Genomic DNA, 14320 nt, shown 5'->3' on the forward strand with positions numbered 1-14320 from the left:
CCCGATCGGCCCTCGGTGTTGAGGTCTGGTTTAGTGAATACCGCGCAGATCAAGATCCAGGGTGGCGTGAGCGCCATCGGATGTATCGGCGTGGATGGTGACCGGGATGCCCCAGTCTTGTTGGTAGAGGTGGCAGGCAGCCGAATCCGGAATGGGCTGGCCCTCTTCACCGTCACAGGCTGCGGCGCGTGCGGTCACGTGCAAGACACCTTCGGAAACCTCAGGGTTGAGTTTCAGTTGACGGGTCAGCCCGGTTTCGCGTCCTTCACCTTCCAACAGCAGATTTTCCGGAGTCGAGGAAATCGTCAGCTGCGTTGGGTCGCCCCAGCGTTCGTCCAGTTTCTGACCTTTCGGCGCGGAAAACGAAATATTGAGGGGTACGTCGCCGGATACCAGTTTCGTTGCTGGACGCTGGGCCTGTTTGGCGCCTTCATCCACGTGCAGGAATTTCTCGGGCACGCTAATCCGGACGAGCTGGTGGGCGTTGGTTTCCACCACAACGATCGAAACGGCGTTTCCGGCAGCGTCAGTTTCCACCAGAATGTCGGAGGGCTCTTCAAGATCCCGTGCCACCGTGGTGACTTCGGCGGGTTTAGTGGTGCCGTCAGGGTTGATGGTTTGCGGAGCCCAGCGTCGAATCGCATGGTTATAAGTATCGGCAATCAGCACCGAACCATCAGGCAAGTTGGTGACGCCGAGAGGGTGCTGTAGACGAGCATCTTCCGGCGTCCCGTCACGGAATCCAAAGTCGAATAGGCCGGTACCGATGACCGTTCCAACCTCGGGCTTCTTCGAGTCGGTTTTGGTCGAGGGCACGACATAACGGATGGCAGAGGTTTCGGCGTCGGCTACCCACAGGGTGTCCTGCGCATCGAACGATAGACCCGAGGACTGGGCAAACCATGCTTCATCAGCAGCTCCGTCCACCAGTCCTTCCAAAGCAGTGCCGGCATAGACGGCCAACTCCTTGGTCACCGGATGGTAAGAGAACAACTGGTGGGTACCCGCCATGGCAAGAATCGCGGTTTCTTCGGCCGTAGAGTACTGCACATCCCAGGGGGTGGACAAGGAGGTCTCGAGTGCGCCTACTTCGAAGGGGGTGAGCTCAACTTCACCGGATTGCCCGGCCTCGTCTTGCACGCGTTCAGAATCGATCAGGCGCTGCACGCCGTTACCGGCAACCGTTGATACCTCGCCGGTGGTCAGATTCACAGCGCGCAGACGGTGGTTCACCGCATCGGCGACCAGAAGGTCGTACCCGACCTCGGCGGCAATCGTATCCGGCAGCAGCGCCAAACCATGGGGTTCATTGAACAGCGCATCGTCGCGACCGCCATCTGCATAGCCGCGCACCGAGATGCTGTCCGGGTCGGCTTTGGCAGCCTCAGCAGAGATTGCGACACCGGTACCGTTGCCACCGATGGTTTGTAAAACGGTTTCGAGATCGTCAGCGACTTCCACCAGACGGTGGTGTCCGGTATCTGCGACCAGGAAGGTACCTTCTTGGCTTCCGCGTGAACCCAGGGCAATGGCTTTTGCCGGGAATTTTAGATCGCGGGCTACCGGTTCCGGTGCCACGTATGGGCCTTCGCCCCGGTGCAGTGTGCCTTTTGCATCGTGTTCTTCAACCAGCTGATCAATGAGGGAATAGAGGCCGGAGACGTGCCCTTCACCGGTCAGGTGTGCCACGACATAGCCTTCAGGGTCGACCACGACCAAGGTCGGCCAAGCCCTGGCGGTATACGCCTGCCAGGTGGTCAACGCGGGATCGTTCAGCACCGGATGCGCGATATCGTAGCGTTCAATGGCTGCAGCAACCGCGGAGGTTTCCGCTTCGTAATCGAATTTTGGCGAGTGCACACCGACGGTCACGAGCACGTCAGCATACTGTTCTTCCAGCGGGCGAAGTTCGTCCAAGACGTGGAGGCAGTTCACACAGCAAAATGCCCAGAAGTCGAGGACCACGATCTTGCCGCGAAGATCTTTGAGGCTCAGGTCTTGATCGCCAACGTTGAACCAGGTTTCGCCAACCAGTTCAGAGGCGCGGATACGTGGAGTCGATGGTGCCGAAGTCATGCCTTATATTCTCCCCTATCCGCGGGACAACGCAATCCAATGCGTCACATAGCGTCGTCCGTTTCACCGTGGGCAAATCGCACGATGGACACGAAATCCCCACGTGGGCTCCAAGAGGTGTTAAGCTATGTCAGGTACGCGGGTGTAGCTCAATGGTAGAGCGCTTGCTTCCCAAGCAAGATACGCGGGTTCGATTCCCGTCACCCGCTCTGATCACCTAGCCGTCCAGCGGCCAACGCCGCATGTCAGCTTCAGCGAAAACTCGCTGCGGCACCGATGAGGAAAACAGGACTGTTCCCGGATACTCGTCGAGCAATTTCCGCAACATGACCAGTCCTTGCTCGTCCAGTGCGGTGTCAATATTCTCCAGAACCACCAGCGGTGGGCTTCCCAACAGGGCCCGGGCAATTTTGAGCCGCGCGACATCGGAGCGAGACCAGGGTTCACCATCATTTTTTAACAGAGCTTTGACACCTTTGGGATGGGCCACAAGCTGTGCGGTCAATCCCACGCGGTGCAACATCCAACGGACCTCATCGGTAGAAGTTTTCGGCAATCGGTAGGACGCCAGCCGCTGCACAGAACCGCGCTCTAAGGGCAGACGGTCCGAGGCCATGCCGACCAATTCGCGACGCAGGGCCGCCGGAGCTGCGTTGTACTCATAGCCTGACACCAGTACCGCTGGCTCGTGCTCGGGATGCGTCTCGAGCGGATTGAGCCCATCCAGCAGCACCGTCTTTAGGACCGCATAGACCCGGTTGGGATCCGTGGAATCAAGCAGAATACGCTCCCCTGGTTTGGCATGTAGTGCCGGGACTGCCACGTGATCGACGTTGAGTTCCTCAACCACCAAGGCCATATCACTGGGCTCTGGACTATCGGTCTGGGCATCTTGCCAAGCTCTTTCCTTGCTCCGAACCGCACGCTTCAGCTGCGTGGCCGAGTTGAAAATAGGCGCCAAAATACGTAGTGCAGCACGGTAATTTTGCCGGTATTCGACAACGCGTCCTAGATCGCCCATGGGGGTGGCCATCACCCCCAGGAGCGTCATGATGGAAGCCACCCCGGCCACATCAATAATGCCCAAAACCGCGAGATAGACAACGGCTGCGGTACACAGGCTGGCCGCCGTTACGGTCAGCGCCCGGATGAGCCCGGTAATCCGGGCGCGTTCAACCGCTGCGTTGACGACTTTCGAGGAGTCTCGGTCGACGGCGTTGAGTTCGCGCCGAACCGCCCCCGCGACACGAATCGATTCACCGGCTTGCACGGAATCAGCAATCCGCGCCGACATCCGGCCACGGAAACGGCGCAACCGCCGAGCCCGTTGCCGTGCAATCTGCGCTAAAAACGGCATGAGCACCGCGGTGAGAGCCAACGGCACAGCCACGGCAATGGCAACCGGCAGATTGATAAACACCAGTGTCCCCAGTACCACAGCAACGAGCGGCAGCGCCGTCAACATGGGAACCAAACCCTGTGCGATCCAGTTGCGTACCGCCGTCAGGTCATTGGACGCACGCGTAACGACAACGCCAAGCGAACGGTTCCCGATGTCATGGAGTGCCGCCGTGATCAGGCGACGCCGCTGCTCATACACGTAGTCTTGGCCAAGATCTTCGGCCACCACGCGTTCGACCCAGCGGGCGAAGCCGATCCCCAGCACCGCTGCCGCAAGTCCCACCATGAGGGCCCACGGCGGATCCGGGACCGACGGTGTCCCCGAGGTCAACGGAACAGCCGATAACAATCCATCGACCATCAGGGCCATGGTCAGCGCCAAAACCGCTTGAACCACCCCGAGGACCAACAGCGCGATCAGCAAGAATCGACGTCGGCCCCGCCAAACTTTAGGCATGCGTAACCGTTGTTGGGGTGCTGCCTGTGCGGTAACTGTCATGAACGCACCAACAGGCCCGTGGCGCACTCGGGTTGTGTGAGATCAAAGGTTGGAATGACGGGGACATTATCGAGCACACCGCGAGCTTCCACGGTGGCCAGCGGTGAGGAGGTCATCACACCGGAGGCTACCGCGACGCGCAAGCCGGCAGCCTGGAGCTCTTGTACTCCAGCCCGTGCACCGAGTGCATCCGAGGCAGCAAACACGACCTGGTCAACGGTCTGTTGGAAGAGCTCATCACGCAACAGCTGAGCGGTTTCTTCCTGGTAGATGCCGTCGGCAATTTCTACCACGACGACGTCACTATTGGCCTGCGCTAACTGCTGAACCACACCAACGGTCAGCGCTCGCAGCTGGGGCATGGCCAAGCGGAAGGTGGTGGGGTACCCGAAGTCAGTGAAGTCCATGACGTGGTCGGCACCGGCGTCATGATAAATCATCGGGTCATTGCCCGCACCGGTTCCGGTAATTTTGCCCGCACCAACACTGCGACCCGATTGAGTCAGCCCGTTGATGAGACAGGCCATCGTCGTAGATTTTCCAGAGTTCATAGCGGTGCCCAACACAGCGATGACTTCTGGGCGGCGCTGGTCCGCCCCAGCCGCCGGTCCTTCGTCTAGCTCACCTGGGGTTTGGTACGGGGCAAATTGCGAAATATTGACGACGCCGTTGTGGTCGGCCAGCAAGCCGATCGGTTCAATCACCGTTGGGTCATCCATTTTCTCGTGCGATTCGGTCACAACCCCGGCAATGCCGCCGGCCGCTACCAGGTGGCAGGGTTCCAACGAATCTGGCACATGGGCGAGGAACTGATCAGCTGCATACCGGTTGCCATACGCGAGCATAATCAGGGCGCCCTCAAACAGAATGGCTTTGCGCGATTCTGGAGTTTCGACGCGTTTGTGGTTCAGGATCTCGGTCACCCGGGCTATGACGACGTCCCCACTGCGCGGTACAACGGTTTCTCCGGAACGCAGATGAAAATCTGCTGGCCGTGCATCCATGGCGGCACCCACGAACCGCGTGGTGTAAGACGCCTGTACCCGGTGGGGCACGCTTGCGTGGGTTACCGGTAGCGGCATGGATTCGAGTTGCTGGGTAGGTGGTGGGGTCAGGGAAACTGTAGTCATGGTGGAGACCTTTCGTCCGTCGTGTTGAGGTGAGACCAGTTCAACAAGCCAACATGAGGTCTTCATGACGGCTGCATGAGAAGCCTCTCATCAAACCCGGGGTTCGGCATGTTTACACGGGCCTAAACCGACCATCCGTCGAAAAGTTCACACAGAATTCACTGTCTTTGAAGACAACTCTCAGCAAGGTCTCAAACGGTTCTCAGCGAAGTTGTGACCCAACCGGAAAATACGGGACATACGATACCCCGGACGTGTTGTAGGGAAACTTGATGCCCATGATGTACCGGATGCCTAAGTGCATACTCCAGGCCGCAACGGAAAAGACCTGACCCCAGCGCCGGTTCACCAATGACAGCGGCGCGCCAAGCTCAACGACCAGCGCTCCCACCCCCGCCAGGGTAAAGAGACCGCGAGCGTTATACAGGCGCCGAGCCGCTTCTGGGGCTTGGGTCCCGAAGACTTCTTTTCGCACCGCATCTGCTGCGATTTGGTCGCGCAGCGTGTTCCCGGCGGCCCACTGCCACCCCTGGGGACTCCGCACTTTTGCCACCCCGGAGATAACATAGACCGCACAGGTCGCAATGTTCATGGCCGTCGGAATCCCACCGTATTCTCGGTCAAAGCGTTGCGGGGTCAACGTTTTATCCCGGACGATCGCATCAACGGATAGGGCATCCGCACTATGTGTCACGCCCAACACCAGCTGGTGCATCAATGCCATGTTGTCATTGTGCAGAATCATTCCCCACGAGTTCCGATAGCTCAGCGTCCAGAGCTGCAACGCAGCATTCACGGGGCCGCTGACGCGGTGGGCGATACCGAGCGTCGCAACAATATTGGTGACCTGGGCGGCATCGTACACAGCGTTTGCAACGTTCGGCGGCAACGGCCGACGCAACACACGGACCGGGCCAACCGGAGCAAACTGTGATGCATCTTGACGGTTGAGTTTATGGAACATCGACCGACGACGCAGGTTATTCCAGATCGTGAAAGCACCGGTCGTCAATCGCAACGCTGCCGGGCGCACCGGTTGTGCAGCAGGACGAAGTCTCTGGGCTACCCGGTAGAGCAAGCTGGAGGTATCTCGTGGTTTCATTTTGTTGGTTCCTCTACACGTTCAGCGAATCCGCCCACCACACAGCGAGCGCGTACGGTTTCCTCTTTGGGCAGACTCGGCTGCTCGCCAGTGGCAAAGTAGTCATCAAAGATAAAGCGGCTGCGCACCACCAATACTTCAACCACGGCGGCTTCACGACGACGTCGGATAGCTCCCGGAGACGATCCGTTCAACCGCCCCTGTCGATGTTCTGCGGCTAACGAATCGGCATAGCGTTGTGCGATGGCTGCGGCGTGACCACGGCGGACTCCCCGGGCGACCTGTTTCCGAACCTGGTTGACTCCGCCGGCCCCGTAGTGCCGGTGGTGCAAGCAGATCCGTTCACCGTCGGCGGTGATCCCGACCACGTGGGGAACGATGATGCGCCCTTTGCGATCGGTCGAGAACATCGGATAGGTCGACAGTGGGAAAGAGTCCCGTTTGAATTTGGCGCGCCGGACCTGTTTCGGGGTACCGACGTAGTGACGCAAAGGGGCAAGGAGCACCCCGGCAAAAGCCACATAGCCAGCAAGCGCCCAGAGATCTCGTGGAGTAACAGGCACGGCAGTATCAGGTTTTGGTGCAGAACAGTGTGAGTGAGAGATGAACATGTGGCCTTCCGTCGATGGGTCAGTCGGTGAAGTCTTGAGTAACCGCCTGCGCCGCCCACGCTCCGGGCATGCCGTGCACCCCAGCACCGGGCGGGGTGGACGACGAGGCCATATACAACCGGGCTGTATGGTTCGCCGAACCACGCGATTGTGGGATGCGGTAGGGGCCAAAGGTCAGCCCGGGTCGAAGCAGTGCTTGGCTTCCGGTCATGGCACCCCCGGCGACATCACCCCCGATGAGATTGGGATTCCAGGCTGCTAAGTCTGCCGGGGAGGTTTCAACCTGCTTGAGCACTCGTTGTTGGAATCCCGGTGCAAAACGTTCGATTTGGTTCATGATCAATCCCGCGATTTCCCCTGGCCTGGATTCCCGATAGCCGTGGGGCACATGCGCATACGTCCACACCACGGTTTTGCCAGCCGCGGCACCAGTGGCTCGGGTGGGATCAGCTGCATGTTGTTGACAGACCATGACGAATGGATAGCGCGGGAGGCGTCCGGCGGCGACGTCGGCCTCTGCCCGGATCAATTCTCGGCTGCCGCCCACCACGTGGACAGTTCCGGCCCCTGCGACGGCAGGATTAGTCCAGGGGATCGGACCGTCGAGGAGAAAATCGACTTTGAAGGCTGCGGTGCCGTAGCGCCAGTTGTTTAGACGTCGTCGAGTTGGGCGTGAAAGCTGTGACCCGGCGTCATCGGCGGTGTCGGTGAGCCGGACGACTTGTGCCGGGGTGAGATTGAGGATGATAGCGTCGGCCGTCGGCAAATCGGCCAGGCTGGTCACCTCCTGGTTCAGATGCACCTGTCCGCCGTGCGCACGTAAAACAGAAAGCAAAGCCTCCACCAGTTGTCCGGTACCACCGCGGACCACGGGCCAACCCCGGCTCATACCCAGCGCCCCGAACAATAGACCAAAGGCACCGGTGAAGGGCATGGTCAAAGGAACGATCGCGTGGGCTGCGGAACCCAAAAAGAGTGCACGCGCGGCTTCAGTGGAAAAAGCTGAGTTCACGACCCAGGACGCGGGTGCTGCAGCGACCGGTCCGAAGCGTGCCATACGTAGCGGGTGCGGAGGAACTCGCAACATGGGGCCCAACAGGTTACGGAGATGCTCGTCAATATGTTCGATGACATGACCGTGAATACTACGCCACCGAGCAGCGTCTGGCCCCAGACCCTGCGCCGTCATTTCAACATCCCGATGCAATACGGCGGCTTCACCGTGCGGTAATGGGTGGGCCATCGGGACCTCGGGGTGGACCCATTCCAGCCCATGCGAGGTCAGGTCCAGGTTACGAAACACCGGACTTGCGACACCAAACGGATGCCCGGCCGCGCCGAGATCAACGACCGTGCCGAGACCAAGGGTATCCGCAGATGCTGCAGCGCCACCGGGATGCGCATTGCGTTCATATACGTCGACCTGCCACCCTGCTCGGGCGAGTAATGCAGCGGAGGTGAGCCCGTTGGGACCGGACCCGACCACAATGGCACGACGGCCGTGGTTGCTGGAACGCGAGTGGATCGGCATATCGGTTTCCTTTTGTAGTGCGACACCATCAGGTTACGGGGCACCCATCACGTGCTGGTGTTTCTATCGTCGGCCAGACACATGAGAACACTATGAGCTCCTGATGAGAAGGCGATGAGAATGACGACGTCGGCAATCTTCAACGGCTTTTACCGGGTGTTTGTAGCTGGTCCCAGTATGTAGCCCAGCCACCCACTGCCGTTGCACGTTTGCCGGCCTCCACGATCAGACCGTGAAATCGTTGGAGCTCAGATACGGTGAATTTGGCGTCTACGACACGGGACGATAAGGCTCGCCTGGTTGGTTCATACCCTTTGGGTGGCTCATGGCCTGCGGCGGCTAACATTCTGCGAGCATAGGTATCCCAGATAAACACGGGACGGTCGTAGGTGTAGAGCAACATATCGTCAGCGGTTTCTGGACCAACGCCTTTGATCGACGTGAGCTCCGCGCGCAGTGTCTGAGTTGCTATCAGATGGGCGGTTTCATGGTTGGTAAGAAACCACGTGGCAAAGTTTTTCAGGTAAGCAGCTTTGGCATTCATAAACCCCGCGGGCCGGATCAGGTTTTTCAGCTCGTCTACATCAATGCGAGCGATCGCTTCGGCGCAGAGCTGGTCTGACCTTTGTAGCGCGCGGGTCGCTTGTTCCACGTTGATCCACGCGGTGTTTTGGGTCAGGATTGCGCCGACACCGATCTCAAAGTCAGTGTCGGCTGGCCACCATGTGCCCGGCTCAACATGTGCATCGAGCAATTCGTAGAGCTGACGAAACGACATACTCATGGACAAAAACGTTCCCCTCAGACAGCTCCATACTGTCAAATACGTATTCTAAACCTCAGCGGACCCGTTTCTACCGTACTCTGGATGAGCACACCGAATAAACATGATGTGCCCTACTCTGTTGTTTTTATGAAATACCAAACACGGTGTTCGTTGTCTTAAAGGTTGAGGTCTTCCGGTGCGAAAAAGTCGCGTCATAAGTATTTTTGGTGCCGCGCTCGCGGTGCTTCTCCTGAGTCTTTGGCTGACTCCACGTGCCGAGGCTTCGACAGTGATGAGAGTAGTCGATGGGGACACACTTGTCGTTGAAATCAACGGTGAAGAAGAAACGATTCGACTCCTCAACGTTGATGCTCCAGAAACCAGCCATCCAAGCAAACAAGACCAATGTCTCGGTGCCGAAGCAACACAGTGGCTTACCGAACGGTTACCCGCTGGGACAGAGTTAGAGCTGGAATTCGATCATGAGAAATACGACCGTTACGGAAGGACTCTGGCCGCCGTATACGCAGACGGTTCACTAATCAATGCCGAACTCGCATCTGAGGGCCTCGGTATTCCCAAGACCTATGGGAAAAACGATACATTCCGTTCTCAAGTTGATGCCGCACACTCGAATGCAAAGTCAGCGCAAAAGGGCCTATTCGATGAAGACATCGACTGCACCATAGCGGCTCAGCAACAAACACTGGAAGGTCTCGTCGACCAGCTACCAAGCGTGCCAGATGACGCAGATCCTACAGCAGCTGTCGAAGAAGCCACGAGTATCAGCGAACAAATCGATTCCCTGGCCGAGACCTTGGAGAGTGGACAATTAGCTTCAGCAGGTCTGGCAATCTATGATACTCAGACTTTCGCCAGCACGCTTTCAAACCTTCAAGCTGATGCAGCACGCGCTGTAGCCAAAAGCCAGCGTCGAGTAACTGATCTCGAATCAGCGCTCGAGGATTGGGAAGCCGAACAGGAACGTATCAAGAAAGAAAAAGCGGAGAAAGCACGCGCTGAAGCCGAGGCTGAAGAACAAGCGCAGCAGCAAGAGCAGCAAACGCCTAAACCTGTTTCACCGCAACCGGCACCAGCTCCTCGGCCTACACAAAATCAGGCACCCCAGCAGCCGGTACCACCAGCCCAAAGGCCTAGTACTCCCCAGACTCGGACGCCGGCCCCTCCTCCGGCTCCTGCTCCAGAACCGAAACCCACGAAAACGCCTAATAAAAAATCATCGTGCGTGCCGTATGGTCCCGAAATCTCTTATGCAAATGATGGTGGCTACACCGGCCTACGGTACGGGATGCCAGGCGGCAAGACGTTCCGCAAATGTAGCTAGCTCTCATAAGCCGGAAGGGTCAGACAGAAGCATTCCGGCCCCAGTCGCTAGCCGACGGATTTGGAGAACACTTTCTCCCGCGGAGTGATAATCAACGACGAGAAGGTCACGGTCTCGTCATACACATCGACGACGGTTGCCCACCCGTCCCCCATGCCCGTCAGCGTGATGTCTTCGGCCAACAGATCAAAGTTGTAGGACGCTGCACCAGATACCCACACCGGAATGTGACCGAGCGTGCCGGCGATCTGGTGGTGATAGTGACCGGTCAGGATCGCTCGCACATCGCTGGACTTGATGATCTCGTAGAGCTCATCGGCGTTTTGCAAGCCTGAGCCGCGTTGCGAAAGCGTCGTCGAAGGGATCGGCGGGTGGTGTGTGACCACTAGTGTGCCGTGCTCAGCAGGTTCTGCCAGCACCTTGTCAAGCCAGCTGAGTTGTTCCACCGTCAGGTGTCCGTGGTGCCGCCCTACACCGTGAGAGTCCAATCCTATGATGCGTAGCCCCTGGACGTCGTGCACGGTATCCCCGAGTTCAGGGCCAGCAGCGGTCTTTGCCGGGTTAAACGCTGTGCCCACTGAATCAATGGGATCGTGGTTACCGCCGACAGCAATAAACGGAATGCCTAATTGGTCTTGAAAGTGACCGAAGTATGCAGCGGCGTCATCATGGACGTGATGATTTCGCTGACCGATGTCGCCAGACAGGATGACAGCGGCCGGGTTAAATTTCAGAATCTGATCCAGGGTTTCCCGCATGCGCGTTGGAGTATCAAGCACTTTTCGAAGGAGCTTGCCCTCTTCTACCAGGTGCAGATCAGAAAGCTGAATGAGGCGGAGTGTAGGAGAGACTGTGGTCATGGGATTAATACTAACGGCCCTTTTATTCGAGCTGTCCCACTGCCGATGCGAGGATCGCTTCTGAGATGTCTTGGAACTCGTCGTCAGCGATTTCTCCACTGCCGATGAAGGCGACCATAATGACATGACCCTCGTGGTCAGTCATGACAGTGAGCGCGGTGGTCGACTGTCCGCCTTCGCCTTCGGTTGGGTAACGCTCCCACAGCAGCCCGGAGCCGGACTCGGTTTCAATCGGCTCTGCTGTGAAGGTGTATTCGAGTTCGGCCCACTCTGGTTCCGAATCGTCAGCAAGCATCATCGTCAAATCATTACAGGTGGTCGTAATTTCTTCGACGGCTTGCTGGTGTGCGGCAACTTGGTCCGCAGCCTCTGGTTCGCCGCCGGCATCTTCACTGATCCCGGCAACCTCAATGCTGCCGACACCTGAGAAGTTTTCTCGTCCAAAGTCGACCCTGGTCATCGAATCTGATGACGCCAAGATGGGCGACCAATCTAACGCTTCGATGGGGCTGGCACAGGACTGCGGATTAACGGTCATCTCTTCAGCGCTACCCGCGCGCTCTTCTGCACTCTCACGGACCGCGCCCAGTGCCTCGTCGGTGGCTGGTTGGACTTGGTCAAAGCCCAACTCCATGGCCATATTTGCGCCGGCGCCCGCGGCACGCTGATCTGATCTTGCATCCGTGGCTAGGAGCGTCTCAAGCTGGTGTCCCTGCCCGGACTCCTGGTTCTGCTCCTCGTCCGAAGCACACGCGGTCAGCCCGAGCGCAGCCACCGAAATGGTCGCAAACATCTTGGTGAGTTTACCGTTTAGGGTCATGGTTGATCTCCTCGTTGGCTACGGCCATGCGGGCATAGTATTCATTCAAATCGTCGAGGTCGCTATCCCCGAGTCGGTCGACGCGATCGTCACGGCGTTTAGCTTGTTGCATATCATCTTGGCGCCAGCGGAACAGCACCATCATGGCCATCCCCACCGTTGGGAATTCACCGGTCCCCCACATGATCAGCCCACCGATTTGTTGGTCTTCGATAGCAGAGGCACCCCAGTCGCGGCCGATGGCTGAGAACCATTCGGACATCAGCAGTGATTCGGAGCCCGTGAGGGACACAGCGATGAATGCGTGGAACACCATGGTCGCTAACAACACGACCAGCCGCAGTGGATAACTTGGCCTATTGGGTAGTGGGTCGATACCAATCATGACCGATGCGAAGATAAAGCCGGTCAACAAGAAGTGAATATTCATCATCTCGTGACCGATGTGGTAGCGCAACGCAAACTCAAAGACCGGGGTGAAGTAGAAAATCACCAGTGATCCGGCAAAGTTCATCGCCGCAAAAATCGGGTTGGTAATGACTTTTGAATATTTCGAGTGCAGCAGGGCCAGCATGTACTCGCGTGGGCCGCGGGTACCGTCTTTACGGGATGCCATGCTGCGCATAGCGAGAGTAATTGGTGCACCGAGTACCAAGAAGATCGGTATAAGCATGGTCAGGATCATGTGGTTGACCATGTGCGCGGAGAACAGCACCAGCCCGTAAATTGCCGGTGCTGCGGAAGTATCCCACACCAGAATTGCTAAACCGATGAAGAAGAGGATAGTTCGGCGGATCGGCCATTTATCACCGCGTGCGGAGAGTTTTCGGATAGCCCGGATGTACCAGACAGCCAAGAAGATGGCGACGGCAACCCAGAGCCAGTTGAAACGCCATTCGGTGATCCAACGGATCGCTGTCAGTTCGGGCGGCAACTCATATTTGGTGGTAATCCGGGCCGGCGAGGCGTCCGGTGGGATCTCCTCGGGTTTCGGAGGTTCGGAACTACCCAGCAGCGTTGCGGTGACCATGACGCCCACCATGATCACAACTTCCACGGCGATCAACTGCCATAGGGTCTTGCGCGCACCGACTGGAGGCTGGGTCGTCCCGGTTTTCAGTCGAGGAATGACACGCACCCGGTGGGCCAGACCGATAAGACCTAGAGCGATAGTCAAGACGGCTTTCAGGACAACCATCTGGCCGTAGGGTGCAAAGAAGTGACTGAAGTTCTCCATACGGATGGCCGCATTTGCGACTCCGGATGCGGCAATCAGCGCGATGGCAACCCCTGCAACGGCGGAATACCTGGTCAGCACCGTGTAAACCAGTGGTTGGGTGTTATTCGCTCTCGCCCGTGATGTGAGTTGGGCGGTTCCGGTGAGCTTAGGCGCTAGCAGGGCTAGCAGCACTAACCCGCCGATCCACAGCAGCACACCGAGTAGGTGCAGACCAATCGAGTTGACGGCAGCAAAGTGGTCATCGCCCGAAGATGAGTGACCCACCAGTGCCAACGGGACCACACCGATCAGTGTTAGGACCGCACCCCAGGCCATACCGACTGGGGTACGGAGTGCGAAAATGACGCTGGTGACGACAGCTGCGATGATCGTCATCCAGAACCATGCCCGACCAACGGCGATTGCCAGCACGTAGTCGAGCATGCCTTCGGAAAACCCTTCGGAAGCATTGACGGGCATTCCCGCGACATCCGAATAGGTAAAGACGATTTGTGCAAGGGCACTGAACGTCCAGATGATCGCTGAGACACTGGCGATTTTTATGGTCCGAGCATACGCCGGGTGTTCCACGGCGTCACTGGGCGGGGCGTGTCCACGGCGCGGCATTTTGGTCCACTGCGGCAAAATCACCGCGGCAAACATCAAGGCGCCAAAGGTCAGCGACCAGGCAATATTATGGATCACCTTGGTAGCGGGCAGTGCCCACCGGGTGAGCGCACCGGGGTCGGAGAGCTCCTGGACCCCGGTGACACCCGATTGGAGTCCGATGACAATCAAAAATGCCACGCCAGTCACGACCGAGACAGGCCAGAGCCAGCTCGGTGCGGTGGTAGTTGGTGTATCAGTTTTCGTTGTCAACGGTGCTCCTTGGACAATCCGACGAAGAGTGCTTCGCCGCGAACAGCCTCAGCTGGCTGCGCTCGTAGCGGTAGATACTGC

Annotated in this window: 11 protein-coding genes and 1 tRNA gene; 2 read left to right on the top strand and 10 right to left on the bottom strand. The window is 58.1% G+C overall.

Features of this window, described 5'->3' with window-relative positions:
• Window positions 1–30 precede the first annotated feature (30 nt).
• Window positions 31–2076, bottom strand: coding sequence for an NHL domain-containing thioredoxin family protein (locus tag G583_RS0101800; protein WP_022869484.1), 2046 nt, complete (start codon window positions 2074–2076; stop codon window positions 31–33).
• Between the two features lie 138 nt (window positions 2077–2214).
• Here G583_RS0101800 and G583_RS0101805 point away from each other — a divergent pair.
• A tRNA-Gly gene (locus G583_RS0101805) sits at window positions 2215–2285 on the top strand.
• Between the two features lie 8 nt (window positions 2286–2293).
• Here G583_RS0101805 and G583_RS13610 read toward each other — a convergent pair.
• From G583_RS13610 to G583_RS0101835, 6 genes are all read right to left on the bottom strand, one after another.
• The gene (locus G583_RS13610; protein ID WP_022869485.1) at window positions 2294–3976 is read right to left on the bottom strand and encodes an ABC transporter transmembrane domain-containing protein; all 1683 of its coding nucleotides are present in this window, start codon (window positions 3974–3976) and stop codon (window positions 2294–2296) included.
• The gene (locus tag G583_RS0101815; RefSeq protein WP_245540558.1) at window positions 3973–5106 is read right to left on the bottom strand and encodes a P-loop NTPase family protein; all 1134 of its coding nucleotides are present in this window, start codon (window positions 5104–5106) and stop codon (window positions 3973–3975) included. The genes G583_RS13610 and G583_RS0101815 overlap by 4 nt, the downstream gene beginning before the upstream one ends.
• A 202-nt stretch (window positions 5107–5308) precedes the next feature.
• Entirely contained in the window at window positions 5309–6208 is a 900-nt protein-coding gene (locus tag G583_RS0101820; protein ID WP_022869487.1) for a hypothetical protein, read from the bottom strand.
• Complete coding sequence (locus G583_RS16115; protein WP_156832028.1) at window positions 6205–6771, bottom strand: hypothetical protein; 567 nt, start codon at window positions 6769–6771, stop codon at window positions 6205–6207. The genes G583_RS0101820 and G583_RS16115 overlap by 4 nt, the downstream gene beginning before the upstream one ends.
• 67 nt (window positions 6772–6838) lie before the next feature.
• Window positions 6839–8350: a phytoene desaturase family protein gene (locus G583_RS0101830; RefSeq protein ID WP_022869489.1), complete on the bottom strand. Its 1512-nt coding sequence runs from the start codon at window positions 8348–8350 to the stop codon at window positions 6839–6841.
• Between the two features lie 139 nt (window positions 8351–8489).
• Window positions 8490–9134 (bottom strand): endonuclease III domain-containing protein, encoded by a 645-nt coding sequence (locus tag G583_RS0101835; RefSeq protein ID WP_029629179.1) that lies wholly within the window; start codon window positions 9132–9134, stop codon window positions 8490–8492.
• A gap of 274 nt (window positions 9135–9408) precedes the next feature.
• Here G583_RS0101835 and G583_RS16120 point away from each other — a divergent pair, with 274 nt between their 5' ends.
• Window positions 9409–10461 (top strand): thermonuclease family protein, encoded by a 1053-nt coding sequence (locus G583_RS16120; RefSeq protein ID WP_245540590.1) that lies wholly within the window; start codon window positions 9409–9411, stop codon window positions 10459–10461.
• A 47-nt stretch (window positions 10462–10508) separates the two neighbouring features.
• Here G583_RS16120 and G583_RS13625 read toward each other — a convergent pair whose 3' ends face one another.
• Genes G583_RS13625 through G583_RS13630 form a run of 3 tightly spaced genes read right to left on the bottom strand, consistent with a single transcriptional unit; the run spans window position 10509 to window position 14239 of the window.
• Window positions 10509–11321, bottom strand: coding sequence for a metallophosphoesterase family protein (locus G583_RS13625; protein WP_022869492.1), 813 nt, complete (start codon window positions 11319–11321; stop codon window positions 10509–10511).
• Window positions 11322–11343: 22 nt separating this feature from the next.
• Window positions 11344–12141, bottom strand: a complete 798-nt coding sequence (locus G583_RS0101850) for a hypothetical protein (RefSeq protein WP_022869493.1) — start codon at window positions 12139–12141, stop codon at window positions 11344–11346.
• The gene (locus tag G583_RS13630) at window positions 12125–14239 is read right to left on the bottom strand and encodes a cytochrome c oxidase assembly protein (protein ID WP_022869494.1); all 2115 of its coding nucleotides are present in this window, start codon (window positions 14237–14239) and stop codon (window positions 12125–12127) included. Before G583_RS13630 ends, G583_RS0101850 begins: the two co-directional genes overlap by 17 nt.
• Between the last annotated feature and the right edge of the window lie 81 nt (window positions 14240–14320).

Origin of the sequence: Yaniella halotolerans DSM 15476, assembly GCF_000420805.1 — a bacterium.
Taxonomy (GTDB): Bacteria; Actinomycetota; Actinomycetes; order Actinomycetales; family Micrococcaceae; genus Yaniella; species Yaniella halotolerans.